Here is a 25,621-nt window from a genome sequence, read left to right on the forward strand (position 1 = left end):
GTCAGCGAAGTAAGCGCGTCATCAGATAATTGTGGATCGGCACGCCATTCAGGGCGACGTCGCGCCGCTGCACCAACGTGAAGTCGTGCCGCTCGAACAGGCTGCGCGCCAGTTCGCTCGCCTCGACATGCAGGTCGGTGATGCCCGCGGTGCGCGCATGGTCGAGCAGCGCTTCGACGATCCGCGATGCGACGCCGGTGCCGACCGCGTCGGGGTGGCAGTAAAGCAGGTCGATATGACCATTCGCCTCCAGATCGCCGAAGCCGAGCACGCAACCGTCAGTGTCGACCGCAACCAGCGTACGGCGGCCATCGCCAGCGCGCACGACGAACCGTTCGGGATCGGGCTCCTCGGGTGCCCAGGCCGCAACCTGCGCTCGTGTGTACCGGCGTGGACCCAGGTCACGGACCGCGAGAAAGTAGACCCGCGCCATCGCCGACGCGTCACCGGCCCGGTAATCGCGAAGAATGAAGGGCAAGGTGGTCATCCGGGCTGACTTGATCGCAACCGAGCCGCTTGTCACCACATGTTGATCGCTCCCCGCAACCGAGGCGTGCGGTTGCGGGTTGTTCGGATGCATGCGCGTCGTCACCCTGCCCGCCCCCGATGATTTCGACGCCTGGCGCGATGCGGCGCGCGGGCTGGCGGCCGACAACATGCCGCCGGATGAAGTCGTCTGGCAAATCGGCGATGTGCCGGGCGACCTGTTCGCCGCGGCGGGAAGTGATGCGCCCGCGCCGCGGCACGATCCGACCGAGCCGGCGCTCAAGGTGTCGCGGGCGTTCCTCGACCTCGCGCGCAGTGCCGCGCTCCACCACGATCCCGAGCGGTTTGCCCTTCTCTACACCGCGCTTTACCGCCTGCGGCGCGAGCCCAAGCTGGTCGAGGATCAGGCCGATCCGCTGGTCAGGCGACTTGACGGGCTCGCCAAGCATGTGCGGCGCGACATCCACAAGATGCGCGCATTCCTGCGCTTTCGCGAGGTGGAAGAGGACGGCGCCACGCGCTTTGTCGCCTGGTGGGAGCCCGATCACCATATCGTGCGCGCGAATGCCGCCTTCTTCGTCAACCGCTTCGCGTCGATGCGCTGGTCGATCCTGACCCCCGAGGTGTCGCTCCACTGGGACGGGGCGGCGCTGTCGCAAGGGCCGGGGGCGCAGCGCGGCGATGCGCCCGAGGGAGACCCGATCGAAGACGTATGGAAAACCTATTACGCCAGCATCTTCAATCCCGCGCGGGTCAAGGTCGGCGCGATGTTGAAGGAGATGCCACGCAAATATTGGAAGAACATGCCGGAAACCGCGCTCGTCCCTGAGCTGCTGGCGACTGCGCAGGCACGGGAGAGCGGAATGATCGCGCAGGCACGCACGGCAGTCGGCGGCAATGCGCAGGCGGCATGGGCAGCATTGCGTGAGGAGGCGATGAGCTGCACGCGCTGTCACCTGTACAAACACGCGACGCAGACCGTGTTCGGCGAGGGACCGATCGCGGCATCGATGATGTTCGTCGGCGAGCAGCCGGGCGATCAGGAGGATTTGGCCGGACACCCCTTCGTCGGCCCCGCGGGACAGGTGTTCAACCGTGCCCTCGCCGAGGCCGGGATCACACGCGAGGAAACTTACGTCACCAACGCGGTCAAGCATTTCAAATTCGAGCCGCGCGGCAAGCGGCGCATCCACGCCAAGCCCGACGCGGGCGAGATCACCGCGTGCCGCTGGTGGATTGAGCAGGAGCAGATGCTGCTCCGCCCCAAAGTGACGGTGGCACTGGGCGCGACCGCGGCGCGCAGCCTGTTCGGCAAGACGATGACGATCGGGCGCGAGCGCGGTCGCGCGCTGACGCTGCCGAGCGAGGGCGGCGGCATCGCATGGATCACGGTGCACCCGAGCTACCTCCTCCGGCTGCCCGACGAGGCGGCGCGCGAAACCGAATATGCAAAGTTCGTCGAGGACCTGCGCGCGGCGCACGCGCTTACCGGATGATGGTGACGGGGATGGTGTAGGAATGCCGGCGGCGTCGCGCTCGTCTACGATCAGCGCGGCGATCTTGCCCAACCACGCGCGTCGAAACGTTGCCGCCCGGCATGACCGGCAGACGTGCTCAGAAAAGCGGCTTCCTTTCGGCCGCCGTTTCGCGCAAGCGCGCGGCTATGGTCGAGAAGCTCCTAGCAACGCTTGCCGCATTCGCCATCGCCGTCATCTCCGGCATGGGCTATTTCGGCATCGTGCTGCTGATGGCGATTGAGAGCGCGTGCATTCCACTGCCCTCAGAAATCATCATGCCGTTCGCTGGCTATCTAGTGTCGACCGGGCGGTTCGAGCTGTTCGCCGCCGCGACCGCGGGCGCGATCGGGTGCAATTTGGGCTCGATCGTCGCCTATGAGATCGGCAAGCGTGGCGGGCGACCGCTGGCGGAGAAGTTCGGGCGCTACGTGTTGATCGGTCCGGGCGAGCTCGACCTCGCCGATCGGTTCTTCAACAAATGGGGTGGCTTCGCGATCCTGATCGGACGGATGCTGCCAGTGATCCGCACCTTTATCGCCTTTCCCGCAGGCGTCGCGCGAATGAAGCTGATCCCGTTCCACGTCTACACCTTCATCGGGTCATGGCCGTTTTGCCTGCTGCTCGCATGGATCGGCATGAAGCTGGGCGACCAGTGGAACAGCGATCCGCGGCTGAAAGCGTTCTTCCACCGCGCCGACGCAGTGATCGGCGTCGTGCTGGTGGCGGCAATCGCCCTCTACGTCTGGCACCGCATGCGCGGCATGAAGAAGCACGGCTGAGATAGCGGGCGCGCAATCAGGCGAAGTTGCGGCGTGCCGCCAGCGCGCGCAATTCGGCGTCGCGCTCTCCCGCCGCTGCCGCCGCTCGCCGGTGGTAGGCGGCGAGCAGCGCCGGATCGACCCGCTCAGGTGAACCGGCGTCGAACGGCGGCGCTGGGTCGTATTCGAGGCTGAGCTGCACCAATTCGGCGTGACGCTGCCCGCGAATCAGTGCGGTGAGCGTCAGCGCGAAGTCAATGCCGGCGGTCACGCCGCCGCCGGTCACGCGGTTGCGGTCGCACACGACGCGTTCGGCGACCGGCTCCGCGCCGAACAACGGCAGCATGTGGCGCTGCGCCCAGTGGCTCGTCGCGCGATGCCCGCACAGCAGCCCCGCCGCGCCGAGGATGAGCGAGCCGGTGCAGACGCTGGTCACCCACTCTGCCCCTTCACCAACCTGCGCGACCCACGCCATCGTCGCATCGTCGGCGATCGCGCCGTTCACACCCATGCCGCCGGGCACGCACAGGATATCGGCGCCTGGCACCTGGTCGAAGGCTGCCGTCGGCAGGATCGCGAAGCCGGCATCGGTCAGCACCGGATCGCGCGTCGCGGCGACTAAGTCGACCTGCGCGTCGCCAAGCCGCGACAGCACCTGTGCGGGGCCGGTCAGGTCCAGCTGCGTCACGTTCGAAAACAGCAGAAAGGCGATGCGGATCGGCATGGCGAGGGGCTCCTATCTAACGAGTGCCCAGGCGCGCGGCGGTAGCGACGTCGCGCTTCCCCGCGGTGCTCCGCGAATGCGCCAGTTACGCGAGTCTTGTCCAAGCGTAGAATAGGATGTGATCCGGCTCAACCCGCCGGTTGGGTTGGGTAAGGTGGCAACGCTACCACCATCGCACGGCAAAGAAACGTCACCGCGGATTGCGCGCAGGAGGACGAGGAACCCGCGGGTCGATCACGGCAGGTCGGGCGTCTCCGCCTTTCGCGTCGCCTGACGCTCGCGCTTCCATGCCGACAGGTCCTGCACGTTGCACCCGGTGGCGCCCGCCGCGCCGACTGCGGAGCAGGTGCCGACACCGGTGTTGCCGACGGTACGGTTCGCCTGCTCCTTCACCGCCCAGCTCGCATTCTCGGGCGTTACCTCGAAGTTGCGTAGTTCCTTGGGAATACGGAACTGCTCCTCGGCGGAGCGGCGGACGCAGACCACGATTTCCTCGTTGTTCGCGTTGGTCGGGCAGCGTTCGTTGCCGTAGAGGACAAGCACGCCGTTGACGGGCGCGCTCTTCGACACGCCGTCAGCCGCAGTCACCTTGGCAATGCGCGGCGTCGTCGGCGCGGGTGGGCCGGAGCCTTGCGCCATCGCAGTGTTCGCCGCGAGCATCAGTGGCAGGGCAATCAGAGCACGCATAGGCCTTCCTCAGATACGTTTCGCCGCGGCGATCGCGACGCGGCAGCCGAGCCGGATCGCGGCCGACATGATCGGATAGCCGAACGCCTGCTCGGCCCCGTGCGCGAGCGCGGTGTCGCGGTGCTCGAGTTCCTCGGCCTGGAATTCGCGGATCGCGTCGGACAGCTCGGGATCGCTGTCGCCCAATTCGGCGAGTTGCTCCTCATAATGCTTGTCGATCTCGGTCTCGACCGCGGCGGTGCACGCCATCGCGGCATTGGGGCCGATCGCGGCGGTGACTGCGCCGAGCGCGAAGCCCGCCGCGTCCCAGAACGGCGCGAGCAACGTCGGGCGAACGCCGCGCTCGGCGATCATGCGGTCGAAGAAGGCGCGGTGCTTTTCCTCCTGCAACGCCATGCCCGCGATCTCGCGCGCCACTGCGGTGCGGTGGCCCATGACCGCAAGTTGCCCCGCGTAGATGCGCGTCGCGCCGAACTCACCCGCCTGGTCGACGCGGATCATCGACTGGCTCTTGACCGGACGGTCACCCGGTTTCCACGTCATGCACGCCTCCTGAGCAGCCAGCCGATCACGCCCGCACCGACAAGCGACACCGCGGCATTCCATCCTGCGAGCGAGACGCCGAACAGCGTCCACTGCGCCGAATCGCAACGAACGATGGGGGCGGCGAGCAGATCCTTCAACATCGCATCAGTCGATCGGCCTGCGCCGCTGATCGTCATCGTGCAGGCGGTGATCCCCTGCCACCAGTGATATTCGACACCGGCATGGAAGATGCCGATCAGCCCGGAGATCGCGATCAGCGCCGCGGCACCCGCCACCAGCGTCGCCTTCGTCCGCGCACCGCCCGCAACGAACGACAGGACGGCGAGCACCAGCGCGCCGTAATGCGGCCAGCGTTGCCAGTGACACATCTCGCACGGGTAGAGATGCCCGATCAGCTGAAAGCTCCACGCGCCCGCCAGCAGCGCGGCAGGCACGAGGAGCGCGAGGATGCGCGCGCGCCGCTGCGATGCGTTGAGGATCGCGGTCACTTGCGCGGGGTTCCGGGCGCGCGGGTGGGGGTGGCGCCAGTGACGGGCTTCGCCATCGCGGCGGTGACCGCGGCGACCTGTTGCGCGCCGCCCAGCCGCGCGATGGTCTTGAGCGCATACCAGAGCTGGAAGTCCTTGATCCCCTGCTTCTCAAGGCTCGCGGGCGTGGCGGTGAAGCGCGGGTCCTCCTTGGTATCCTCCTCCAGCACCGCATTATCCGGCGACTTGATCTCGTTGATCAGGTGGCGGCGCAGATCGGCCTCGCGGAAGACGGGGCGCGTCTTGTAATCGGGGTCGGACAGCTGCGGCACGCGGATGTCGGGCTCGATCCCGCCCTCCTGCACGCTGCGCCCCGACGGCGTGAAATAGCGCGCGGTGGTGAGGCGGAGCGCGGTGCGTGGCCCGAGCGGCAGCAGCGTCTGCACCGACCCCTTGCCGAACGTCTTCTCACCCATGATCAGCGCACGGTGATGATCCTGCAGTGCGCCGGCGACGATCTCGCTGGCCGACGCGGTGCCGGAGTCGGTAAGCACGACGACTGGCAGCCCCTTGGCATCGTCGCCGGGCTTGGCGAAGTAACGTTCGATGTCTGCCTTGTCGCGGCCGCGCTGCGAAACGATCTCGCCGTGATCGAGGAACGCGTCCGACACCGCGATCGCCTGCGTCAGCAGGCCGCCGCCGTTCTCGCGCAGGTCGACGACATAGCCGAGCGGCTTGTGCCCCAGCGCCTTGTCGATCGCCATGATCGCCGCGCGCGTGTCGGCGCCGGTATTCTCGGAAAAGGTGTTGATGTTGACGTAGCCGACATCGCCCTTCACCTCCCATTTTACCGGGCGCTGGACGATCACCTCGCGCACGAGGGTCACGGCGATCGGCTTGTCGCGGCCGGGGCGGATCAGCGTCAGCGTGACCTTGCTGCCCGGCTTTCCGCGCATCTGCGACGTCGCCTCGTCGAGCGTGCCGCCGTAGATCAGCTTGCCGTTGATGTGAGTGATATAGTCGCCCGACTTGATCCCGGCACGGCCGGCAGGCGTATCCTCTTGCGGCGCGACGACCTTCACCGCACCGTCCTCCATCGAGACGGTGAGACCCAGGCCGCCGTAATTACCCTCCGTCATGATGCGGAGATTGTCGAAATCGGACGCGTCGACGTAGCTGGAATGCGGGTCTAGCGCGGCGAGCATGCCGTCGATCGCGCCCTTCACCAGTTGCTCGTCGGTAACCTTGTCGACGTAATCCGCCTTTACGCGGTTGTAGACGTCGAGGAACTTGTCGAGTTCGCGGTAGGTGCTTGTATCGGCGCGGCCATCGCGCCGGTGGCGACGGGCACGAGCGCGACCGTGGCGACGAGTGCGGTGGCCTGGAGCAGTTTCGACTTCATGCGGTGGGCGCTTGATCCTCGAGGGCGTAGGGCATGCGTGTAGCGGAAAACCGAGGTGTATCAAAGCAGCAGCGGGCTTAACCGCGGCTGAGCGGCGTGGCCGGACGCGCGCCGGTCAGATCAGCATCGTCAGGTCGACCGGACGGCCGCGGCGGCGGAGCTCGACGGTGACCTGCGGCGGCTCGCCGCCTCGGCCGACGGACGCGGCGGCACCGATCAGATCGCCCGCGGCGACCTGCGCATCGCGCGCAACGGCTAGCCTGCCGAGCCCGGTCAGCAGCGTGACCCAGCCTTGCCCATGATCGATGATGACGATCGTGCCGAAGCCGCGGAACGGCTGCGCGAAGACGATCCGCCCGGCGGCGGGCGCGACGACGCGCACGGCAGGCGCAACCGCGAAGGTCAGTCCGCGTGCGCGGACGCCATTGTCGGACAGCTCGCCTAAACCGGTGACGAGTTGCCCGCTGACCGGCAGCCGGTACGGCGCGCCCAACTGGCCCGCGGCTGCCGCGATCGGCGGGCCGGGCAGCGCGAGCAGGTTGGCGAGCGTCGCTTGCGCGTCGCCCGCACCGCGCAGCCGATCGACGATATCGCGCGCGCGCTCACCGAGCGCCACCGCGCGATCGGACGCACTACCCGCATCAAGCGGTTCGTCGCGCAGGGTCGCCAGCGCATGCCGTGCCGCCAGCAACTGCGCGCGCCCTGCCCCCAGTTCCGCCCCGGTCGCCGTGGCGCTGGCGTGCAGCGCGCGCGTCTGCGCCAACTCGCCGCGGATCGCCGCCGTGCGCTGCCGCACGATCGGCAGCGACGCGCCGAGCACCGCGCGGACATGGACCAGATCATCGAGGCTGCCGGGCTGGACGATCGCAATCGCGGCGGGGCGGCGCGCCAGCGCGGTCAGGCCGGTAAGCAACCGCGCGATCGGCCCCTGTTGCGCGGCGAGTTGTCGGCGCTGTTGTGCGAGCGCCTGGTCAGTCGCAGCCGCACGCAGGGCCGCGATCGTTATCTCCGCCTCCGCCATCTCGACCCGCGCCTCCAGCGCCGCCTCACGCAGACGGGCGCGGCGGGTGACGTTGCCCGAGGCGGCGGCCGCACGGTCGGCGCGGGCGGCTCGTCCTTGCGCGGCTGCGCGGTTCGCCGCGGCCGTGCGGATCGCCGGGGAAGCGACGTCCTTCGGCGCGGCGGTCGCCTGCGCGACGATGCCGAGCAATGAAGCACTGAACGCAAGCGCTGCACCGGCGGAGACAAGGCGACGCACCCGCTACCCCTCGCGGTGGTAGGGATGGTTGGCGAGGATGCTGGTGGCGCGGAACAGCTGTTCGGCCAGCATTGCCCGCGCGAGCAGGTGCGGCCAGGTCGCGCGGCCGAACGACACCAGCAGGTCGGCCTCCGCACGTTCGGTATCGCCGAACCCGTCGGCGGCACCCAGCAGGAAGCGCGCCTCGCGCACGCCGTCGTCGCGCCAGCGACCGAGCGTCTGCGCAAACGCGGTCGAGCCGAGCACCTCACCCTTCTCGTCAAGCAGCACGCGGCGGCTGTGCGCGACACGGTCGGGCTCGCGCCCGCCGCTATCGGGCAGTTCGGTCATCCGCGTCGGCCAGGCAATCCGCTTCAGGTAGCGATCGACCAGCTCCGCCTCGGGCGAGCGGCCGATCCGACCCCGCGCGACGATGTGGAGCAGCAGGTCAGGCGTTCCCCGGGGTCGATGCGGCGGAGGGCGTGGCGGTGTCGGCGGGCACCGCGGGCGCGTCGCCGAACGACCACATGCGCTCAAGGTTGTAGAAGGTCCGCACCTCGGGCCGGAACAGGTGGACGATCACGTCACCGCCATCGATCAGCACCCAATCGGCGGTCGGCAGCCCTTCGATCCGTGCGGAACGCCCGGTCTCGGCCTTGATCTTCTCGGCGATCTTCGCCGCCATCGAGGCGACCTGACGCGTCGACCGGCCCGAGGCGATCACCATGTAATCGGCGATCGACGACTTGCCCGCAAGCGGGATCGAGATCGTGTCGACCGCCTGATCATCGTCGAGCGATTGCAGAACAAGCCGATGCAGCGCCTCGACATGGTCGGGATCGAGCGTTCGGTTCGCGACGCTCGCCGATGAAACGGACGGGGCCGCGGAAACGGGGGTGGCGGGCAAGATTGCTCCTCAGTTTGCCGGTTCAGATGGGGATATGGGGGCACGAACCGTTGGTGCCACATGGTTGGCGGGCATGAAGCGTTCATACCACAAGGGATCGGCGGCGCGCTTCAGCGTCGCGGAGGTCGGGTCCGGGCGGAAACGCAGCAGCACCAGTGCCGGCACACTCCAGTCGGTCCATTCATCGGCACGGCGCGTCGGGTGAGCGAAGCGTCGAAGCCAAGCCATTGCGGGCGCCGCAACAGCACGCGCATCATATCCGGGCCGCGCGACAACCGCAATCGGCATCGTGCGCGCGATCTCGCGCCAGCGGTGCCAGGCGGAAAACTGCGCCAGATTATCCGCCCCCATGATCCAGACAAAGCGGTCACGCGGGTAGCGGCGCGTGAGGAGGCGAAGCGTATCGACGGTGTAGCGCGTGCCGAGCCGCGCCTCCACGTCGGTCGCGCGGATACGGCTGCGTCGCGCCATCGCCCGCGCCGAGGCGAGCCGGGCCGCGAACGCCGCCATCCCGGCTGCGGGCTTGAGCGGATTGCCGGGCGAGACGAGCCACCACAATTCATCAAGCGCGAGCGCCTCAATTGCGGCAAGCGAGATGCGGCGATGCCCGGCATGCGCCGGATTGAACGACCCGCCGAGAAGGCCGATGCGGCGCGTCATCGCCGCGGGTACCGGTCGCTCAACCGCGGACCTGCCCGCTGCCGCGCCCGAGCCATTTGTAGGTCGTCAGCCCTTCGAGCGCGACTGGCCCGCGCGCGTGCAGCCGACCGGTCGCGATGCCGATCTCAGCGCCCAACCCAAACTCGCCACCGTCGGCGAATTGCGTCGAGGCATTCCACAGCACGATTGCGCTGTCGCATCGCGCAAGGAAATGTTCGGCGATGGCCGCGTCAGCCGCCACGATCGCATCGGTATGGCCCGAGCCGTGACGCGCGATATGCGCCAGCGCCGCGTCGACGCCATCGACCAGCGCGACCGAGCAGATCGCGTCGAGATATTCGGTGTCCCAGTCGGCTGGCTCGACGGGCGTCACGATCTCACCGATCGACGCCTCAAAGGAATCGCCACGCACTTCGCATCCCGCCTGCTGCAATGCCTCAACCAACATCACGGGATCGACAAAATCGCGGTCGATCAGCAGCGTCTCCATCGCACCGCAGATGCCCGTGCGGCGCATCTTGGCATCGAGCACGATGCTGCGCGCCATGTCGGGGGCGGCGGAGGCGTGAACGAACACGTGGTTGATCCCGTCGAGGTGTGCCAACACCGGCACCCGCGCCTCGGCCTGGACGCGCGCGACCAGGCTCTTGCCGCCGCGCGGGACGATCAGGTCGATCAACCCGTCGGCGGCGAGCATCGCGCCGACCGCAGCACGGTCGGTGGTCGACACCAGTTGCACCGCCTCCGCAGGCAGCCCGGCCGCGGTGATCCCCTTCGTCATAGCGGCGTGGATCGCGCCGTTGCTCTCGATCGCTTCCGAGCCGCCGCGCAGAATCACCGCGTTGCCGGCGCGCACGCACAAGGCAGCCGCGTCGGCGGTGACGTTCGGGCGGCTCTCGTAGATGATGCCGATGACGCCGATCGGCACGCGCACACGTGACAGCGTCAGCCCGTTTGGACGCGTGGCGTAGTCGATCACCTGTCCGACCGGATCGGCGAGGTCGGCGACCGCGGCGACGCCGGCGGCGATCGCCTCGAATCGCGCTGGATCGAGCCGCAGCCGGTCGAGCATTGCGTCCGACAAGCCGGCCTCGTGCCCGCGCGCCACGTCGATTGCGTTTGCCGCGAGAATCATCGCGCCGTCAGCCCGCAGCGCATCGGCCGCGCGCCGCAACGCGTCTGCCTTGAGCGCGTCAGGCGCGGTCGCGAGAACCGCGGCCGCCTGCCGCGCGGCCCCGCCCATGCGCGCGATCAGCGTTGTCGAGGCGTCCGGGTCGAGCATCGCGGCCTGCGCTAGCATGAAATACGACGCCGCGCACGACGCGAACGCCGTGCTCCACTGGTGCCGCGCACGACGCTTCTTACATCGGGCCGATGACACAGCAGCTCGTTGATCGCCGCCGTTTCCTGACCCTCGCCGGGCTAGGCACGGCCGCCACTTCCTTAATGGCGTGCGGTGCGCACTCGGCATCGGCGGCGGAGCACTTTCCCCTGACGAAGACCGACGCGCAGTGGCGCGCGCAGCTGGGACCGGCCGCTTATCAGGTGTTGCGAGAGGAAGGGACCGAGCGGCCCTACTCCAGCCCGCTCAACGGCGAGCATCGCGCCGGCGTGTTCGCATGCAAGGGCTGCGCGCGGCCACTGTATTCAAGCAAGACCAAGTTCGAGAGCGGCACCGGCTGGCCGAGCTTCTGGGCACCGTTGAAGGGGGCAGTGGCGACGCGTCGCGATTCGACGTTGGGAATGGTCAGGACCGAGGTGCATTGCCCACGCTGCGGCGGGCATCTGGGTCACGTGTTCGACGATGGTCCGAAGCCCACCGGGCTTCGTTATTGCATGAACGGCGTGGCGATGACGTTCCGCCCCGCCTGAGCGAGATCAGTTGATCGCGACGCCGCCCGAGACATGGACCGGGGCGTTGGTGGCGATGGTAACGGTCGGCATCGCAGGCTCGGCAACCGCAGGCTCGACGCTGCGCGAACCGTGCGCGTAGATGAAGCCGGACACCGGGTTCACCGAGGTGCCGAGGTCGTGGTTGGCGGCATACCAGACGCGGACCTGGCTCCAGTCGCCGGCGGGCGACACGTCGACCGCGCGGACATCGCGCTCGATCCCGCCGCGCGTCGACCAATTGGCGTGGGTCAACAGGACCTCGCGGTCGCTGACGACCCGGCTGACCATCGCGACATGGCCGACCCGCATCCGCGACGTCGCCTTGAACGCCATCACCGCGCCGACCTGCGGCGTGCTGCCACGATCGTAGCGACCCGCGGCCTGGCCCCACCAGGTGTTGGCGTTGCCGCGCAGGTCGATGCCCGACACCTCGCGTGCGAACGGCACGCATTGCAGGACGCGAGCCGAGGCGGGAACCGCCGTCATCACGGCGCACGACAACACCAGCGCAAAACGCGCTGCGAAATTCTTCACGTTCAAGGGATGACCCCCCGGTCAGATGAGTAACTTGAGGTTCAGCTAGCGGGGTGTTTCCGAAAGAACAAACGCGCCTGGAACCTTTTCCGACGAAGTGAGTAGCCGCGACGACGAGCCGCATCCGGGCGCATTAAACGCGCAGAAACACTGTCCTTTTTACGCGGTCAGGCGACGGGTTCGCGCAGGCCGGAATCGATCACGACAGCGCCGCTCAGCCGCTCCATCCGGAGCGCGTGTTCGGCACGGCCGAACGGAAAGCGCGTGTAGAAGAACGCGGCAAGACAGCCGAGCAGCACGTAGCAGCCGGCGTAGATCAGCGTCAGCCGGTCGAGCACCGCCACCGGCACCTGTCCCGGCTGCGCCTTGGCCGGGAAGCCGGCCGCGGTCAGGATCAGCCCGCCGAGGAAGATGCCGACCCCGCTGGTGCACTTCTGGATGAAAAAGCCGCCGGAGAAGAACACGCCTTCGGAGCGACGCCCGGTCGTGACCTCCGAATCCTCCACCACGTCGGCGAGCATCGAGGCGCCGAGGATGAAGGCCGTCACCCCGCAGGCGGTGGCGCTGGCGGCGAAGGCGAACAACAGCGGCAGCGCGACCGACGCATCGATCGCGGGAAAGAGGCCGGCGAGGCGAAGCCAGTAGGGCGTGGTCCCGATCGCCATGCCGAGCAGCGCCGCGAGCGCCGCGCCGCGCGGCTTGCTGCCGATCGCGCCGATCCGCGGCGCCGCGACGAAGGCGACCGCCACACCGGCGAACAGCGACACGCTTAGCCACACGAACGAGAAGCCGCGCAGACCCCAGACGTAGCTGTATAGGTAGTTGGTCATCGCATAGGTGATGCCTTGCGAGGTATAGGCGAACAGTCCTGCGAGCATCAGGATCGCGAAGGCGCGGTTCTTCACCGTTTCGCGCATCTCGCGGAAATTGTCGGCGAGCGACTGGCGCGTGGCCGGCGGCCTGGGCAGGTTGAGGATCTCCTTGTGCGTGCCCCACGCGGAGATCAGGATCGTTGCGCCCATGAAGAGTGCGCCCGCGATCGCGAAACCGGTGTAGCCGGCGCGGCTTAGCAAGCCGTTGGGGAAAGCGGGTGTCGGCGCGAGGAAATACACATAGGCGCCGACCAGCATCAGCAACCCGCCCGCCCAGCCGAACAGGTAGCGATACGCCATGATGCGCGTGCGCTCGTCGTAATCGCCCGACAATTCGGCGGCGAGCGCCTGGCTCGGCACCTCATAGGCGCTGACCGCGGAGCGGACGAGCACCGCGACTGCGAACAGCCAGCCGAGAATCACCTGCTCGGACGCGTGCGGCGGGTTCCACAGCATCAGCCAGCCGAGCATGATCGGCAGCGCGGCACCGTACATCCATGGATGACGCCGCCCCCAACGCGTACGCGTCCGGTCGGAGAAGAAGCCCACGGTCGGGTCGACGAACGCGTCGATGATGAGCGCGCACATAATGACAAGTCCGACCGTCGCCGCGGGCACGCCCACCACCTGATTGTAGAACAACAGCAGGAAGGTGCCGAAGCCTGAGTCCTTCACGCCGTAAGCCGCGGCACCGATGCCGTAGCTCGCCATCGTCGCAGGAGACAGCCGACGCTGCCGGGGCGCGCTGCTTGCCGTGGCGGGCGGTGCGGCATCGCTCACTGGAAAGCCTCCAGCGCCGCGAAGAGCGACGGCTGCGTCGCATCCCAGCTCGCGCGCGTACCGATCGTCAGGCCGCCGTCGACGACGATTGAGGTCCCGGTGACGAAGCTGGCGTCGTCGCTGGCGAGATAGGCGACCGCAGCGGCGATATCCTCCGCACGACCCGCGCGCCTGACCGGCTGCGCATGCGCCGCCATGCCGGCAATCGCCTCGTTCGCCTGCGCCCGCTTCTCCTCGGACACATCAAGGTGGCGCGTGAAGATGTTGGTCGTGATGAAGCCTGGGATCACCGCGTTGACGCGAATGTCGTGCTGCGCGAGATCGGCGGCGGCCAGCCTAGTCAGGTGGAGCACACCCGCCTTCGCGGTCGAGTAGGCAGTGGGCGCGTAGCCCGAACCCAGCGCCGAGACGCTGGACGTGTTGATGATCGCGCCGCCGCCGCGCTTCGCCATCATCGGCGCGGCGTAGCGGATGCCGAGCGCGACCGAGCGCAGCAGCAGCGCCTGCGTGTAGTCCCAATCCTCGGGCGCAATCGCGTCGATCGCCGCGCGAGCACCGCCCGCGCCTGCGTTGTTGAACAGGATGTCGAGCCCGCCTGCGTCTTCGGCCATGTGCAGCAAGGCGGCGATCGCGTCGGCGCTGGTCACGTCGGTGTGCTGAAAGTGGATGCGCCCATTCCAGGTTGCGGCGACCTCCTCGCCCGCGACCGCGTCGATGTCGCCGATCCACACCTCGGCGCCTTCCTCGACCAACCGGATTGCAGTTGCGCGACCGATGCCCGATGCGCCGCCCGTCACGACCGCACGCTTGCCCTGCAACCGCATCACACTCTCCTCTTGTCCGATCGCGCCGGCGTTTTCAGCATCATAGTATGGGGCATTTGCCCGTCAACACGCTACGGTTCGAATGTTCGGTTTGCCGGCCTTGTCTCTGCCGACATCGCACGATAGAGCGCGAAAGCTTCTTTACGGCGGACAGGACATGGCTCTCGACACCGAAACCTTCGACGCGCTGATCGACCATCTGCGCCGCTTCGTCGCCGACCGGCTGCGCCCGCTCGAGGGTGAGGTAGAGGAGAACGACGCCATCCCAGACAGCGTCGTGCAGGAAATGCGCGACATGGGGCTGTTCGGGCTCTCGATCGCGGAGGAATATGGCGGACTTGGGCTCACCATGCTGGAGGAAGCCAAGGTCGCCATCGAAATGGGTCGCACGACGCCCGCGTTCCGGTCGACCTTCGGCACCAACGTCGGGATCGGTAGCCAGGGGTTGGTGATGGCGGGAACCCCGGCGCAAAAGGCCGAGTGGCTGCCGCGGATCGCGAGCGGGGAGATCGTCACCAGCTTTGCGCTGACCGAACCCGATGTCGGCTCCGATTCGGGAGCTGTGAAGACGCGAGCGGTACGCGACGGTGACGTGTACCGGCTGTCGGGCACCAAGCGCTACATCACCAACGCCGACAAGGCCGACCTGTTGACCGTCATGGCACGCACCGGCGACGATCCCGGCGCACGCGGCGTCTCGGCGTTCCTTGTGCCCAAGTCGCTCTCCGGCATTACGATCGGCGAGCCGGAAAAGAAGATGGGGCAAAAGGGCGCCAAGGTCGCCGACGTCAATTTCGACGATGTCGCGGTGCCGGTCGCTAATCGGTTGGGCGCGGAGGGAGAGGGCTTCAAGATCGCGATGCGCGTGCTCGACCGCGGGCGGTTGCACATCAGCGCGGTCTGCGTCGGGGTCGCCGAGCGGTTGATTGCCGACTGCGTCGCCTATGCCGCGGAGCGCAAACAGTTCGGCAAGCCGCTTGCTGACCATCAACTGATCCAGGCGATGATCGCCGACAGCAAGACCGAGGCGCTCGCCGCGCGCGCACTGGTGCTGGAAACCGCCAAGTCGAAGGACGCCGGCAAGGACGTGGTCATGGAAAGCGCGGCGGCAAAGTATTTCGCCTCCGAGATGGTTGGCCGCGTCGCCGACCGCGCGGTGCAGATCTACGGTGGCGCCGGTTACATCGCGGATTACGGGATCGAGCGGCTGTACCGCGACGTGCGGCTGTTCCGCATCTACGAAGGGACGAGCCAAATCCAGCAGATCATCATCGCGCGCGAGACGATGAAGCGCGGCGGCTGACCGCGTTCCGGTTGATCAGAAAAAGGGGAGTAGGTGATGGATACGAGCAAGCTTTTCCGTTTGGATGGCCGCGTCGCGCTGGTGACCGGGGGTAGCCGCGGCATCGGCAAGATGATCGCCGCCGGCTTCATCGCGCAGGGCGCGACCGTCTACGTATCGAGCCGCAAGGCGCCTGCGTGCGACGAGACCGCGGCGGAACTAGGCGACAAGTGCATCAGCCTGCCCGCCGACGTGTCGACCGTCGATGGCTGCCGCGACCTGGCGGCGAAGCTGGCCGAGCGCGAGCAGCGGCTAGACATCCTCGTCAACAATGCAGGCGCCGCCTGGGGGGCACCCTTCACCGAGTTTCCCGAAAGCGGATGGGACAAGGTGATGGACCTGAACGTCAAATCGCCGTTCTTCCTGACGCAGGCGCTGCATCCCTTGCTGAAGGCGGCGGCTAGTCCCGAACGGCCGGCCAAGGTCATCAACATCACCTCGATCGACGGGCTGCGGCTCAACCCCTGGGACACGTACAGCTATCACGCATCCAAGTCGGCGCTGATCTACCTGACCAAGCGGATGGCGGCCGAACTGGTCAAGGACGCGATCAACGTCACCTCGATCGCACCGGGGGCGTTCGCGAGCGAAATGAACCGCGCCGCCCGCGACCACGGCGATGCGGTGGCGAAGCGCATCCCGGCGCAGCGGATCGGTGTCGACCAAGACATGGCAGGAACCGCGATCTTCCTCGCCAGCCGCGCGGGCGATTACGTCGTTGGCGAGACGATCGCGGTCGACGGCGGCGTCGTCAACGCCAGCCTGCACAGCTCGATCGACGCCTGACCCGGCGCGTGGCGGCGGCAGGACGGCCTGTAATCAGGTGCCTGCCGCCCGCTCAAGGCACATGCACGAGGCCGATCGGTCACCAGCGTGATCGTGTCCCCCAGCCCGAAGCCGCAGTGCAGGACCGCGCCGATCGCCCTCGTTCGCTTGCTTCAGACGAACGGGATCTTCGCCTCGCGCACCGCGGCGACGTAGCGGTGCATCGCGTTGCCGCCGTCTGGTGACAGCCGCAGAAAGGCGCGACGCCGGTCGAACGGATCGGCTTCGCGCTCCACCAGGCCAGCGTCGGTCAGCCGGGTGATCCAGCGCAGCGCGGTTGTCGGCGGCACCGCGGAGGCGATGCACAGGCTCGATACCGAGACCTGCCCACGCTCCATCTGCGCCGCAAGCAGGTCGAGCAGCATGTCCCATGCAGGGTCCTCGAACAGCCCGCCTTCGAAGAAGCGATCGCGCATCCGTCGCGCGCGGATCACCTCGCGCACCTGCGCGGCGGAAATGTCGTAATCGGGCGTCGGTGGCGTGAACGCCTGAACGCGCGCCTCGTTCTGCCGACGCTTGGTGGCCTCGCTCTGCCGGCTGAGCCGTGCGACGACCTCCGCGATGCGAGCGACCTCGCTATTCAACCGCTGGAGCCGCGCCACTTCGCTTTCGCCGACGCGCTCGGCCAAGCCGACGTCGTTACCCTCCGCCGCGATCGCGAAGGTCGCGATCCACTCGGCCACTTCCGGCTCGCACAGGAGGTGCGTGCCCGAGCGGGTGCAGATGGCGGCGACCGGATCGATGTGTCGGGTCGGAAAAGCGACAACGAGCGGCCAGTCGCGTGAAGCCGCAAGCGCGTCGGCACGCTCGAGCAGGTCGATCGACGGGTCGTCCTGGCCGATCAGGTCCACGATCATCACCCCCCGGCCCATCCCCTCGGCGAGCGCGGTCAGATCCGCATCGAGCGGCAGTTCACGCACGACCTCGGCATCCAGCGCGTCGAGTGCAGCCGAGCGGGTGTCGGCGTCGTGCGCGTCGCGACCCATGACGATCGCGCGGAAACGAGCCGGCGGCTCGATAGCGGAGCCGACGTGCCACCCTGTCGTGGCACCAATCGGGTTAGCGCCCATGCTCACGTCCTGTTCTCCCGTGATCCGTGATGAGACAGCAGCGTAACGCAACAACACTCGCTATGTGGAGAAAACAGCCAAAATGGAGCAGATGCTCAGTCGAGCGACTTCACGATCTCCTCGACCATCTTCTTCGCGTCGGCGAGCAGCATCATGGTGTTGTCCATGTAGAAGACGTCGTTGTCGACGCCGGCGTAGCCGACGCCGCCCATGCTGCGCTTGACGAACAGCACGGTTTTGGCCTTCTCCACGTCGAGCACGGGCATGCCGTAGATCGGGGAGGTCGTGTCGGTCTTCGCCGCCGGGTTGGTCACGTCGTTGGCGCCGATCACGAAGGCGACATCGGTCTGCGCGAATTCGGAGTTGATGTCCTCGAGCTCGAACACCTCGTCGTACGGCACGTTCGCCTCGGCGAGCAGGACGTTCATGTGGCCGGGCATGCGGCCTGCGACCGGGTGGATCGCGTATTTGACGCGGACGCCGTGTTCCTTGAGCTTGTCGCCCATCTCGCGCAGCACGTGCTGCGCCTGCGCCACCGCCATGCCGTAGCCGGGCACGATGATGACCTGTTCGGCCTGGCTCATCAGGAACGCCGCGTCCTCGGCCGAGCCGCGCTTCCACGGACGATCGACCTTGGCGCCGCCACCGCTGCCACTTTCCGCCGACTGACCGAAGCCGCCCGCGATCACGCTGATGAAGCTGCGGTTCATCGCGCGGCACATGATGTAGCTGAGGATCCCGCCCGAGCTGCCCACCAGCGCGCCGGTGATGATCATCGCGGTGTTGTGGAGCGTGAAGCCCATCGCCGCCGCGGCCCAGCCGGAGTAGCTGTTGAGCATCGAGACGACGACCGGCATGTCCGCGCCGCCGATCGGCACGATCAGCAGGAAACCGATCGCAAAGGAGAGGAGCACGACGAGCCAGAAATCGAACGGCGACTGCGTCAGCCAGAAGTGGAAGGCGAACCACGCGATGGCGAGCGCCACGCCCAAATTGATCGCGTGGCGCGCGGGCAGCAGGATCGGCGCGCCGCCCATGTTGCCGTTGAGCTTGAGGAAGGCGATCACGCTCCCTGAGAAGGTGATAGCGCCGATCGCTACCCCTAAGATCATCTCGATCCGGCTGACCGCGTGGATGACGGCGAACGGCTGGCCGATCAACGGGGTAACGACATCGGCGATGCCGAACGCGACCGGGTTGAGATAGGCGGCAACCGCAACCAGCACCGCGGCGAGCCCCACGAGCGAGTGGAACGCGGCGACGAGCTGCGGCATCGCGGTCATCGCGATCCGCCGCGCGGTGATGATGCCGATCGCGGCGCCGACGCCGATCGCGAGAAGGATCTCGAACACCGCAGACTTGTCGACGCGCGAGAAGATTGCGGCGTAATCGTCACCCTCGACGATCAGCGACACGGTGGGAATGTGCGTCAGCAGCGTGGTCACGACCGCCAACCCCATGCCGATCATGCCGTAGCGGTTGCCCTGCTGGCTGGTCGTCGGGCTGGAGAGGCCACGCAGCGCCAGGATGAAGCACACGCCGGAGACGAGGTAGGCGAGCGCCACCCAGGGATTGACCGCGACCTGTTCCACTTGCCCTTGCTCCCCCCGATAAGTCCGTCACCCGTCCGCGTGGTCGCGAACGGCGCGCGTCAGTGCTTCGCGACCGCTGGTCGCTCCTTCTTCTTGTACATCGCCAGCATCCGGCTGGTGACCGCGAAGCCGCCGAAGATGTTGATGCTGGCAAGCACGACGCCGAGCAGCCCCAGCCACTTCGACCCCGTGCTTCCGGCCGCCGCGCTGGCGATCAATGCGCCGACGATGATGACGGAGGAGATCGCGTTGGTCACTGCCATCAACGGCGTATGCAGCGCGGGCGTCACCGACCAGACGACATAATAGCCGACGAAACACGCCAGCACGAAGATCGACAGGATCGCAACGAAGTCCATTTAAGCAGCTCCGGCAAGATCCTCCCCATGCGGCGCATGGGGAGGGGAACCGCCCATAGGGCGGTGGAGGGGCGATGCGGCACGCATCATTGCGTCTGCCACCGCGTCTGGATCGCGCAGGACGTCGACGGCGGCGAGGTGCAGGACGGTCAGTCCGTTCGCGTCCAAGATTGCGTCGCGGCGTGTGTCGCGCTGCGGACGGTCGCCGCGGTCGTGCGCCTCACCGCCCACTTCAACCGCCAAGCGCAACGCGGGACAGTAGAAGTCGAGAACATAGCCCGCGATCGGATGCTGGCGGCGAAACTTTACGCCGGCCGCACGGCGGCGCAGACGCTGCCACAACCGCACTTCAGGCAGGGTCATCGATCGGCGCAGCGCGCGTGCATGGCGGACGGGCGATATCCCTCCACCGTGCTGCGCACGGTCCCCCTCCCCATGCGGGGCATGGGGAGGATTTAAAGTCACGCGCTGAGCAGCCGCTGGTTGACGATCTGTCCACCCTTGGTCAGCCGCACCGCGTCGCCGATCTCCTCGTCGAGCACCGGCCTGCCCTGCTCCTTGTCCCAGAAGGTCGACAGGAAATTGTACAGGTTGCGCGCGAACAGCGCCGAGGCATCGGTCGCCAGCCGGCCGGCGACGTTCCTGTGGCCAATGATCTTCACGCCGTGACGCTCGACGATTTCGCCCGCGACCGCGCCCTCGACGTTGCCGCCCTGCTCGACCGCCAGGTCGACCAGCACGCTGCCGGCGCGCATCGTCGCCAGCTGCGCATCGCTGACGAGCCGCGGCGCCGGGCGGCCGGGGATCAGTGCCGTCGTGATGACGATGTCCTGCTTGGCGATGTGCGCGGAAACGAGCTCGGCCTGCGCGGCCTGATATTCCGGCGACATCTCCCCGGCGTAACCGCCCGAGCCCTCGCCCTCGATGCCCTTCACATGCTCGACGAAGATCGGCTTGGCGCCGAGCGACTGGATCTGCTCGCGCGTGGCGGAGCGCACGTCGGTCGCCGATACCTGCGCACCCAGCCGCCTAGCGGTCGCGATCGCCTGTAGCCCGGCGACGCCGACGCCCATCACGAACACCTTGGCGGCACTGACCGTGCCCGCTGCGGTCATCATCATCGGGAACGCACGACCATATTCCGCCGCGGCGTCGAGCACCGCCTTGTACCCCGCCAGGTTCGACTGCGACGACAGGATGTCCATCGACTGCGCGCGCGTGATGCGCGGCATGAACTCCATCGCCAGCGCCTCGAACCCCGCATCGGCGTAAGCCTCGACCCGCGCACGCTCGCCGAAGGGATTGAGCCCCGCGACGATCCACGCGCCTGGCGCCGCGCCCGCGATCGTCGCGACGTTGGGCCCCTGCACGCCGAGCAGGATGTCTGCGCCCGCCACCGTGGCCGTGCGGTCGCCAATGCTCGCACCCGCGGCGGCATAATCGGCATCGGCATAGGACGCCTGCGCACCCGCCCCTGCCTCCACCGCGACCTCGGCACCGAGCGCGGCGAACTTCTTCACCGTCTCCGGCGTTGCAGCAACGCGACGCTCTCCGTCGGCTCCCTCCGCGAGGACCGCGATCTTCATCGCGTCAGGCGATCAGCCAGATGACGAAGAAGGCGAGGATGAAACATGCGACAGCACCCCATTTGAGCATCCCGATCATGCGATCGTAGGTGGAGACGCGCGCCTTCATCTCCGAGGGTAGGGCAGCCATGACGGTCCTCTCTGGCATTGTCGTTTCACCTGCGACCCTATGCACGCGCGTGCGTGCTGGCAACGGGCGATCTGCGCGAACCCGCATGTCTAATCATGGGACGGTTTAAGCTCAGCTTTACTCCGTTACGCTATTTACATGCTCGAAAGACCGGTCGGGGACGAGAGAATGACGCGCAACGGGCAGCGCTTATTGATGCTGATCGACGAGGAACCGGCGCAGCGGCGGCTGGTCGCGGCCTTAGCCGCGCGCGGCGGATGGCGCACCTTGTTCGCGAACGACGGCGAGATGGCGCTGGCGATGCTGGGCACGCACGAGGGGATGCAGCTCGACGCGATCCTGCTCGACCACTGGTCGGACGATCCCGCCGCCGCCGACCTGATCGCGGAGCTGCGCGCCAATCGCCCGTCGTTGCCGATTCTGATGCTGACCGCGAACGGGTCGGTCGCGCATGCGGTGTCGGCGATGCGCGCGGGCGCAACCGATTTCCTGGTCAAGCCGCTGGCACCCGAGCGGCTGCTCCAAGCGCTCGACGCCGCGGTTGCGGGGAGTGCGGCAGGGGAACTGCGCCCGTTGACCGAGAAGATCCCGGCGATGCTCGGCTTTGACGAGATCGTCGGCTCCGCGCCCGAGTTCCGCGCCGCGCTCGCCATCGCGGCAAAGGCGGCGCGCGCGCGCGTCTGCGTGCTGATCGAGGGCGAGGCAGGCGTCGGCAAGGAAGTGGTGGCGGAGGCGATCCACAATGCTTCCCCCGCGCGCGCGCGCAGATGGTGACGATCGACTGCGGCGCGCTGCCCGCCAATCTGATCGAAAGCGAATTGTTTGGGCACGAGAAGGGCGCGTTCACCGGCGCATTCGAGCGCAAGGTCGGCAAGTTGGTGGAGGCGGATGGCGGCACGGTGTTCCTCGACCATGTCGATGCGATCCCGCTTGATGCGCAGGCGAAGCTGCTTCACGTGCTGCAGACCGGGGAGGTTCACCCGATCGGCGCGCGCCACCCGCGTGAGGTCGACGTGCGCGTGCTGGCGGCGAGCGACAAGAACCTGACCGAGCATGTCGCCGCCGAGCAGATGCGCGAGGACCTGTTCTACCGCCTGAACGCGGTGCAGGTCGCGATCCCGCCGCTACGGGCACGACCGGGCGACATCCCCGCGTTGTCGCGCCACCTGCTTGCGCGGATCGCGGGGCAGCCGGGCTTGCGTGAGCTCGGCATCACCGACGATGCGCTGGCGCTGCTGGTGGATTATCACTGGCCCGGCAACGTGCGGCAGTTGCAGGACGCGTTGTTCCGCGCCGCGGTGCTGTGTGAGGGCGACGCGCTGACCCGCGCCGACTTTCCGCAGATCGCGCAATTGGGTGGCCGGGCGATGCGCGGAACGAGCAAGCCGGTCGCACAATCGGGCGGTGTGACGCTGTTTCTGGCCGACGGCAACCTGCGCCCGCTCGAGCAGATCGAGGCCGACGTGATCCGGCTGGCGATCGGGCATTATCGCGGGCGGATGACCGAGGTCGCGCGGCGATTGGGGATCGGGCGTTCGACATTATACCGCAAGCTGAGCGAATTGGGGATCGACAGCGCCGCCTGACCGGCTGCTAGAACAAGCGGCATGGTCAGGCACATTCTTATCACCGGCGCAGGCTCCGGCATCGGGCTCGCCTGCGCGCAGCATTTCGCTTCGCATGGCGCCGAGCGGCTGGTGTTGGTCGACCGCGATGACGATGCGCTGACGCGGGTCGATTTGCCTGTTGTGATCGATCGCATCGCCGGCGACGTACGTGACGAGGCACTGTGGGACAGCGCGGTGCCGCTGCTCGCCGGGATCGATGCAGCGGTGGTCAATGCGGGCGTCGCGGGCGCGGGTGCGATCACCGACCTGTCGCTTGCCGAGTGGCAGCGGATCGTCTCGGTCAATCTCGACGGCGCATTCCTGACGATCCGCGCCGCGATGCGCGCGATGAAGCACGGCGGCGGCACGATCGTCGCGACCAGCTCGGCGGCAGGGATCAAGCCGGAGGCAGGCGTGTCGGCATATGGAGCATCGAAGGCAGCATTGATCCATTTGGTGAAGGTCGCCGCGAAGGAAGGTGCCGCCGACCGCATCCGCGTCAACGCGATTGCCCCGGCGGGCGTCGAGACACCCGTATGGGATGCTGTGCCGATGTTCGCCGACCGTGCGGCCGAGATCGGGCACGATGCCGCTTTCGCGGAACTGGCGGCAATGGCGACACCACTCGGCCGCTATGCAAAGCCCGGGGAGATCGCTGCGCAGGTCGCCTTCCTGCTATCCGACGCAGCGGCGCTGATCACCGGCGCGACCCTCGTGTGCGACGGCGGCTACACGCTCTAGCCTACCAGAGCACGCCCTTCTCCGGTTGGAGCGGCTTGGGTGCCTCGTCGCCGATCGATTGCAGCAGGTCGATCTCGATCGTGCGGCACATGCCCGTAAGCGGCACGTCGTGGACGGTGTTGGCGAACGGATCGACCAGATCCTCGCCGATCGCGAGCACAGCGAGGAACATGAGGCTAGCAACCGTCGAGCCGAGTGGGGTCGCGTAGCCGAGCGTCTCGACCAGCCCGATCGGCAGCAGGATCGCGAACACGTGCGTGAACAGCGTCGGCAGGAAGCGGTACTGGTTGGGCAGTGGCGTGTTCTTGATCCGCTCCATGCCGCCCTGCGCATTGGCGATGTCGACCAGCACCGCCTCCATTTGCGTCTGCTGAATGGTGTCGATCCAGCCGTTGCGCCGCGCGATGTCAATGCGGCGACCGGTCCCGTCGAGCAGCCCGTTAGCGACGTTGGTGCGCGCAAGCGAGGGATGCGCCTCATCCTCCGATAGATATTTCAGCACGACCTCATCAACCGGCTGCTTGCGCAATTGGCAACGCAGCGCGTTCACGTAGGCGATCTGGCGCAGGACGATCGTGCGGATCATGTCGCGCGCATCCGGATCGGGCAGGAAGTTGCGCGCGGCACGCGCGATGCTGCGCGATGCGTTGATCATCGCACCCCACAAGGTGCGCGCCTCCCACCAGCGATCATAGGCCGAATTGACGCGAAAGCCGAGGAACAGTGCCAGCACCGAGCCGAACAGCGTCAGCGGCAGCGACGGCGCGCGGAACGGGAAGCGCATGTAGATGATCGTGACGATCACGTCCCAGATGAACAGGACGGTGAGCGGCTTCCATACTTCACGGAAGATCTGCTTGGCGCGGGGAACGGAAGTGACGATCATGGTGCGCCCATAACCGGTCGGGTGCGAAACGGATGCATGGTTATTGCCGTCGGATGCCTGCAGAAACGTATTGAAACGGCCCGATCGGAAAGCGACAATCAGGCGGCAAGGTCGCAGCCAACTTGTCGCGGCTGGCTAACTGACCAGCGCGCGGTCGCGCAGGCCCCGCCAGACGCGGAGTGCCTGCATCGTTTCCGCCACGTCGTGGACACGCAACAACTGCACGCCCGCCTCCGCGCCCTTGAGCGCGAGCGCGACCGATCCACCAAGCCGTTCGGACGCCGGCGCCTCGTTCGACAACGCGCCGATCAGGCGCTTGCGGCTGGCACCCAGCATGACCGGACAGCCGAGCGCGTGGAAGATGGTCAGGTTATTGAGGAGCGCGAGATTGTCCGACAGCGATTTGCCGAAGCCGATGCCAGGATCGACCATGATCCGCGCGCGATCGACCTCGCCTGCCGCCACCGCGTCGATGCGCGCCTCCAGCCAGTCGAACACCTCCGTCACGACGTTGGCATAACCCTGCCCGCCGTGCGGCCCCGATTTCGGGTCGGGCGAGTGCATCAGGGTGACCGGTGCGCCGCTGCGTGCGACCACCTCAAGCGCGCGATCGTCCCACAGCAATGCGGCGACATCGTTGACGATCGCGGCACCTGCCTCAAGCGCGGCTTCCATCACCACCGCCTTGCGCGTGTCGATCGAGACGAGCGCACCCGCCGCGGCCAGACGCTCGACCACCGGCCTGACGCGGCGCGCTTCGTCCTCTTCCCACACCAGTGCCGCGCCCGGACGGGTTGATTCACCTCCAACATCGATCAGCGCGGCACCCTGACCTGCCATCACAACCCCGGCGGCTGCGGCCCCTGCCGGATCGTCGGCGCGCGCGCCGCCGTCGGAGAAGCTGTCGGGCGTGACGTTCAGGATGCCGGCGACCTGCGGCTGGTCGAAGCGAAGCGTGCGCGCGCCGAGTTGCCACGCGGGCCGCGGAGAAATGACGCGCGCATGGAGCGTTGCGGCACGCTCTCCCAGGTTGGCGACCTGCGCCACCGGCACGGTGAAGCGACGGCCGGCGTCGAGCACCTCATAGGCGGCGAACCACTGCATCCCGCCCGCTAGCCGCGCCACGGCGCCATCCTCGTGCGCGGCGGGGGTGTCGACGAACTGGACCGGGCGCAGGTGCATCTAATAT

The 25,621-nt window shown here is 67.5% G+C and carries 27 protein-coding genes, 2 pseudogenes and 1 riboswitch; of the genes and pseudogenes, 7 read left to right on the plus strand and 22 right to left on the minus strand.

Annotated elements, in window-relative coordinates:
• Position 1: 1 nt before the first annotated feature.
• Positions 2 to 487 (minus strand): GNAT family N-acetyltransferase, encoded by a 486-nt coding sequence (locus SMN802W_RS0107565; RefSeq protein WP_026325879.1) that lies wholly within the window; start codon positions 485 to 487, stop codon positions 2 to 4.
• A gap of 91 nt (positions 488 to 578) precedes the next feature.
• Here SMN802W_RS0107565 and SMN802W_RS0107570 point away from each other — a divergent pair, with 91 nt between their 5' ends.
• Positions 579 to 1,982 carry a UdgX family uracil-DNA binding protein gene (locus tag SMN802W_RS0107570; protein WP_019516303.1) on the plus strand — a complete coding sequence of 468 codons (1,404 nt, stop codon included), beginning with the start codon at positions 579 to 581 and terminating at the stop codon, positions 1,980 to 1,982.
• Positions 1,983 to 2,149: 167 nt separating this feature from the next.
• Positions 2,150 to 2,782 (plus strand): DedA family protein, encoded by a 633-nt coding sequence (locus tag SMN802W_RS0107575; RefSeq protein WP_019516304.1) that lies wholly within the window; start codon positions 2,150 to 2,152, stop codon positions 2,780 to 2,782.
• Between the two features lie 16 nt (positions 2,783 to 2,798).
• On the opposite strand, the gene SMN802W_RS0107580 is transcribed toward SMN802W_RS0107575, so the two are convergent.
• The 10 genes and pseudogenes from SMN802W_RS0107580 to SMN802W_RS0107630 all read right to left on the minus strand — a co-directional run bounded on the left by SMN802W_RS0107580 (position 2,799) and on the right by SMN802W_RS0107630 (position 10,691).
• Positions 2,799 to 3,485 carry a DJ-1/PfpI family protein gene (locus SMN802W_RS0107580; RefSeq protein WP_019516305.1) on the minus strand — a complete coding sequence of 229 codons (687 nt, stop codon included), beginning with the start codon at positions 3,483 to 3,485 and terminating at the stop codon, positions 2,799 to 2,801.
• Between the two features lie 18 nt (positions 3,486 to 3,503).
• Positions 3,504 to 3,584, minus strand: a riboswitch (ZMP/ZTP riboswitch).
• A 135-nt stretch (positions 3,585 to 3,719) separates the two neighbouring features.
• The gene (locus tag SMN802W_RS0107585) at positions 3,720 to 4,172 is read right to left on the minus strand and encodes a hypothetical protein (RefSeq protein ID WP_019516306.1); all 453 of its coding nucleotides are present in this window, start codon (positions 4,170 to 4,172) and stop codon (positions 3,720 to 3,722) included.
• A gap of 9 nt (positions 4,173 to 4,181) precedes the next feature.
• Positions 4,182 to 4,715, minus strand: a complete 534-nt coding sequence (locus SMN802W_RS0107590) for a demethoxyubiquinone hydroxylase family protein (RefSeq protein WP_019516307.1) — start codon at positions 4,713 to 4,715, stop codon at positions 4,182 to 4,184.
• Positions 4,712 to 5,206: a disulfide bond formation protein B gene (locus SMN802W_RS0107595; RefSeq protein ID WP_019516308.1), complete on the minus strand. Its 495-nt coding sequence runs from the start codon at positions 5,204 to 5,206 to the stop codon at positions 4,712 to 4,714. Before SMN802W_RS0107595 ends, SMN802W_RS0107590 begins: the two co-directional genes overlap by 4 nt.
• Positions 5,203 to 6,587: pseudogene (locus SMN802W_RS16650) on the minus strand (S41 family peptidase). Before SMN802W_RS16650 ends, SMN802W_RS0107595 begins: the two are co-directional and overlap by 4 nt.
• Before the next feature lie 115 nt (positions 6,588 to 6,702).
• Positions 6,703 to 7,845: a murein hydrolase activator EnvC family protein gene (locus SMN802W_RS16655; RefSeq protein ID WP_051083531.1), complete on the minus strand. Its 1,143-nt coding sequence runs from the start codon at positions 7,843 to 7,845 to the stop codon at positions 6,703 to 6,705.
• A 3-nt stretch (positions 7,846 to 7,848) separates the two neighbouring features.
• The gene (locus SMN802W_RS0107615) at positions 7,849 to 8,271 is read right to left on the minus strand and encodes a 23S rRNA (pseudouridine(1915)-N(3))-methyltransferase RlmH (protein ID WP_026325881.1); all 423 of its coding nucleotides are present in this window, start codon (positions 8,269 to 8,271) and stop codon (positions 7,849 to 7,851) included.
• A gap of 1 nt (position 8,272) precedes the next feature.
• Entirely contained in the window at positions 8,273 to 8,644 is a 372-nt protein-coding gene (rsfS, locus tag SMN802W_RS0107620; protein WP_051083543.1) for a ribosome silencing factor, read from the minus strand.
• 96 nt (positions 8,645 to 8,740) lie between these two features.
• Positions 8,741 to 9,391, minus strand: coding sequence for a nicotinate-nucleotide adenylyltransferase (locus SMN802W_RS0107625; RefSeq protein WP_019516314.1), 651 nt, complete (start codon positions 9,389 to 9,391; stop codon positions 8,741 to 8,743).
• A gap of 19 nt (positions 9,392 to 9,410) precedes the next feature.
• Complete coding sequence (locus SMN802W_RS0107630) at positions 9,411 to 10,691, minus strand: glutamate-5-semialdehyde dehydrogenase (protein ID WP_019516315.1); 1,281 nt, start codon at positions 10,689 to 10,691, stop codon at positions 9,411 to 9,413.
• Between the two features lie 74 nt (positions 10,692 to 10,765).
• Here SMN802W_RS0107630 and msrB point away from each other — a divergent pair, with 74 nt between their 5' ends.
• The gene (msrB, locus tag SMN802W_RS0107635) at positions 10,766 to 11,263 is read left to right on the plus strand and encodes a peptide-methionine (R)-S-oxide reductase MsrB (RefSeq protein ID WP_037523564.1); all 498 of its coding nucleotides are present in this window, start codon (positions 10,766 to 10,768) and stop codon (positions 11,261 to 11,263) included.
• Between the two features lie 6 nt (positions 11,264 to 11,269).
• Here the strand turns inward: msrB and SMN802W_RS0107640 are convergent, their stop codons facing one another.
• From SMN802W_RS0107640 to SMN802W_RS0107650, 3 genes are all read right to left on the minus strand, one after another.
• Positions 11,270 to 11,770, minus strand: coding sequence for a CHAP domain-containing protein (locus SMN802W_RS0107640; protein WP_156818788.1), 501 nt, complete (start codon positions 11,768 to 11,770; stop codon positions 11,270 to 11,272).
• 215 nt (positions 11,771 to 11,985) lie between these two features.
• Entirely contained in the window at positions 11,986 to 13,470 is a 1,485-nt protein-coding gene (locus tag SMN802W_RS0107645; protein WP_019516318.1) for an MFS transporter, read from the minus strand.
• Complete coding sequence (locus tag SMN802W_RS0107650) at positions 13,467 to 14,294, minus strand: SDR family NAD(P)-dependent oxidoreductase (RefSeq protein WP_019516319.1); 828 nt, start codon at positions 14,292 to 14,294, stop codon at positions 13,467 to 13,469. The genes SMN802W_RS0107645 and SMN802W_RS0107650 overlap by 4 nt, the downstream gene beginning before the upstream one ends.
• A 157-nt stretch (positions 14,295 to 14,451) precedes the next feature.
• Here SMN802W_RS0107650 and SMN802W_RS0107655 point away from each other — a divergent pair, with 157 nt between their 5' ends.
• The gene (locus SMN802W_RS0107655; protein ID WP_019516320.1) at positions 14,452 to 15,597 is read left to right on the plus strand and encodes an acyl-CoA dehydrogenase family protein; all 1,146 of its coding nucleotides are present in this window, start codon (positions 14,452 to 14,454) and stop codon (positions 15,595 to 15,597) included.
• 36 nt (positions 15,598 to 15,633) lie between these two features.
• Positions 15,634 to 16,422 (plus strand): SDR family oxidoreductase, encoded by a 789-nt coding sequence (locus SMN802W_RS0107660; RefSeq protein WP_019516321.1) that lies wholly within the window; start codon positions 15,634 to 15,636, stop codon positions 16,420 to 16,422.
• A 152-nt stretch (positions 16,423 to 16,574) separates the two neighbouring features.
• Here SMN802W_RS0107660 and SMN802W_RS18645 read toward each other — a convergent pair whose 3' ends face one another.
• The 6 genes from SMN802W_RS18645 to SMN802W_RS18215 form a co-directional block, all read right to left on the minus strand.
• Complete coding sequence (locus tag SMN802W_RS18645) at positions 16,575 to 17,531, minus strand: winged helix DNA-binding protein (RefSeq protein WP_019516322.1); 957 nt, start codon at positions 17,529 to 17,531, stop codon at positions 16,575 to 16,577.
• A gap of 95 nt (positions 17,532 to 17,626) precedes the next feature.
• Positions 17,627 to 19,123 carry an NAD(P)(+) transhydrogenase (Re/Si-specific) subunit beta gene (locus tag SMN802W_RS0107670; protein WP_019516323.1) on the minus strand — a complete coding sequence of 499 codons (1,497 nt, stop codon included), beginning with the start codon at positions 19,121 to 19,123 and terminating at the stop codon, positions 17,627 to 17,629.
• 59 nt (positions 19,124 to 19,182) lie between these two features.
• Positions 19,183 to 19,482 carry an NAD(P) transhydrogenase subunit alpha gene (locus tag SMN802W_RS0107675; RefSeq protein WP_019516324.1) on the minus strand — a complete coding sequence of 100 codons (300 nt, stop codon included), beginning with the start codon at positions 19,480 to 19,482 and terminating at the stop codon, positions 19,183 to 19,185.
• On the minus strand, positions 19,483 to 19,947 hold the full coding sequence (locus SMN802W_RS17900; protein ID WP_443208587.1) for an endonuclease domain-containing protein: 465 nt from the start codon (positions 19,945 to 19,947) through the stop codon (positions 19,483 to 19,485).
• Complete coding sequence (locus SMN802W_RS0107685) at positions 19,944 to 21,068, minus strand: NAD(P) transhydrogenase subunit alpha (RefSeq protein WP_019516326.1); 1,125 nt, start codon at positions 21,066 to 21,068, stop codon at positions 19,944 to 19,946. Before SMN802W_RS0107685 ends, SMN802W_RS17900 begins: the two co-directional genes overlap by 4 nt.
• Positions 21,069 to 21,072: 4 nt before the next feature.
• Positions 21,073 to 21,198: a hypothetical protein gene (locus SMN802W_RS18215; RefSeq protein ID WP_026325885.1), complete on the minus strand. Its 126-nt coding sequence runs from the start codon at positions 21,196 to 21,198 to the stop codon at positions 21,073 to 21,075.
• A gap of 168 nt (positions 21,199 to 21,366) precedes the next feature.
• On the opposite strand from SMN802W_RS18215, the pseudogene SMN802W_RS16665 reads away from it, so the two are divergent.
• Both SMN802W_RS16665 and SMN802W_RS0107700 read left to right on the plus strand, forming a co-directional pair.
• A pseudogene (locus SMN802W_RS16665) lies at positions 21,367 to 22,784 on the plus strand (sigma-54-dependent transcriptional regulator).
• A gap of 21 nt (positions 22,785 to 22,805) precedes the next feature.
• Complete coding sequence (locus SMN802W_RS0107700) at positions 22,806 to 23,546, plus strand: SDR family NAD(P)-dependent oxidoreductase (protein WP_019516328.1); 741 nt, start codon at positions 22,806 to 22,808, stop codon at positions 23,544 to 23,546.
• A gap of 1 nt (position 23,547) precedes the next feature.
• On the opposite strand, the gene SMN802W_RS0107705 is transcribed toward SMN802W_RS0107700, so the two are convergent.
• Both SMN802W_RS0107705 and folP read right to left on the minus strand, forming a co-directional pair.
• The gene (locus SMN802W_RS0107705; protein ID WP_019516329.1) at positions 23,548 to 24,432 is read right to left on the minus strand and encodes a bestrophin family protein; all 885 of its coding nucleotides are present in this window, start codon (positions 24,430 to 24,432) and stop codon (positions 23,548 to 23,550) included.
• A gap of 135 nt (positions 24,433 to 24,567) precedes the next feature.
• A complete protein-coding gene (gene folP, locus SMN802W_RS0107710) occupies positions 24,568 to 25,614 on the minus strand; it encodes a dihydropteroate synthase (RefSeq protein WP_019516330.1) in 1,047 nt (348 codons plus the stop codon).
• Positions 25,615 to 25,621 lie beyond the last annotated feature (7 nt).

Origin of the sequence: Sphingomonas sp. Mn802worker (assembly GCF_000382485.1) — a bacterium.
GTDB lineage: Bacteria > Pseudomonadota > Alphaproteobacteria > Sphingomonadales > Sphingomonadaceae > Sphingomonas.

What these genes read in the sequence shown, in the direction of transcription:
- SMN802W_RS0107565 (WP_026325879.1), bottom strand. Translation starts at nt 487, where the DNA reads ATGACCACCTTGCCCTTCATTCTTCGCGATTACCGGGCCGGTGACGCG.
- SMN802W_RS0107570 (WP_019516303.1), top strand. Translation starts at nt 579, where the DNA reads ATGCGCGTCGTCACCCTGCCCGCCCCCGATGATTTCGACGCCTGGCGC.
- SMN802W_RS0107575 (WP_019516304.1), top strand. Translation starts at nt 2,150, where the DNA reads ATGGTCGAGAAGCTCCTAGCAACGCTTGCCGCATTCGCCATCGCCGTC.
- SMN802W_RS0107580 (WP_019516305.1), bottom strand. Translation starts at nt 3,485, where the DNA reads ATGCCGATCCGCATCGCCTTTCTGCTGTTTTCGAACGTGACGCAGCTG.
- SMN802W_RS0107585 (WP_019516306.1), bottom strand. Translation starts at nt 4,172, where the DNA reads ATGCGTGCTCTGATTGCCCTGCCACTGATGCTCGCGGCGAACACTGCG.
- SMN802W_RS0107590 (WP_019516307.1), bottom strand. Translation starts at nt 4,715, where the DNA reads ATGACGTGGAAACCGGGTGACCGTCCGGTCAAGAGCCAGTCGATGATC.
- SMN802W_RS0107625 (WP_019516314.1), bottom strand. Translation starts at nt 9,391, where the DNA reads ATGACGCGCCGCATCGGCCTTCTCGGCGGGTCGTTCAATCCGGCGCAT.
- SMN802W_RS0107630 (WP_019516315.1), bottom strand. Translation starts at nt 10,691, where the DNA reads ATGCTAGCGCAGGCCGCGATGCTCGACCCGGACGCCTCGACAACGCTG.
- msrB (WP_037523564.1), top strand. Translation starts at nt 10,766, where the DNA reads ATGACACAGCAGCTCGTTGATCGCCGCCGTTTCCTGACCCTCGCCGGG.
- SMN802W_RS0107640 (WP_156818788.1), bottom strand. Translation starts at nt 11,770, where the DNA reads ATGACGGCGGTTCCCGCCTCGGCTCGCGTCCTGCAATGCGTGCCGTTC.
- SMN802W_RS0107650 (WP_019516319.1), bottom strand. Translation starts at nt 14,294, where the DNA reads ATGCGGTTGCAGGGCAAGCGTGCGGTCGTGACGGGCGGCGCATCGGGC.
- SMN802W_RS0107655 (WP_019516320.1), top strand. Translation starts at nt 14,452, where the DNA reads ATGGCTCTCGACACCGAAACCTTCGACGCGCTGATCGACCATCTGCGC.
- SMN802W_RS0107660 (WP_019516321.1), top strand. Translation starts at nt 15,634, where the DNA reads ATGGATACGAGCAAGCTTTTCCGTTTGGATGGCCGCGTCGCGCTGGTG.
- SMN802W_RS18645 (WP_019516322.1), bottom strand. Translation starts at nt 17,531, where the DNA reads ATGGGCGCTAACCCGATTGGTGCCACGACAGGGTGGCACGTCGGCTCC.
- SMN802W_RS0107675 (WP_019516324.1), bottom strand. Translation starts at nt 19,482, where the DNA reads ATGGACTTCGTTGCGATCCTGTCGATCTTCGTGCTGGCGTGTTTCGTC.
- SMN802W_RS0107685 (WP_019516326.1), bottom strand. Translation starts at nt 21,068, where the DNA reads ATGAAGATCGCGGTCCTCGCGGAGGGAGCCGACGGAGAGCGTCGCGTT.
- SMN802W_RS18215 (WP_026325885.1), bottom strand. Translation starts at nt 21,198, where the DNA reads ATGGCTGCCCTACCCTCGGAGATGAAGGCGCGCGTCTCCACCTACGAT.
- SMN802W_RS0107700 (WP_019516328.1), top strand. Translation starts at nt 22,806, where the DNA reads ATGGTCAGGCACATTCTTATCACCGGCGCAGGCTCCGGCATCGGGCTC.
- SMN802W_RS0107705 (WP_019516329.1), bottom strand. Translation starts at nt 24,432, where the DNA reads ATGATCGTCACTTCCGTTCCCCGCGCCAAGCAGATCTTCCGTGAAGTA.
- folP (WP_019516330.1), bottom strand. Translation starts at nt 25,614, where the DNA reads ATGCACCTGCGCCCGGTCCAGTTCGTCGACACCCCCGCCGCGCACGAG.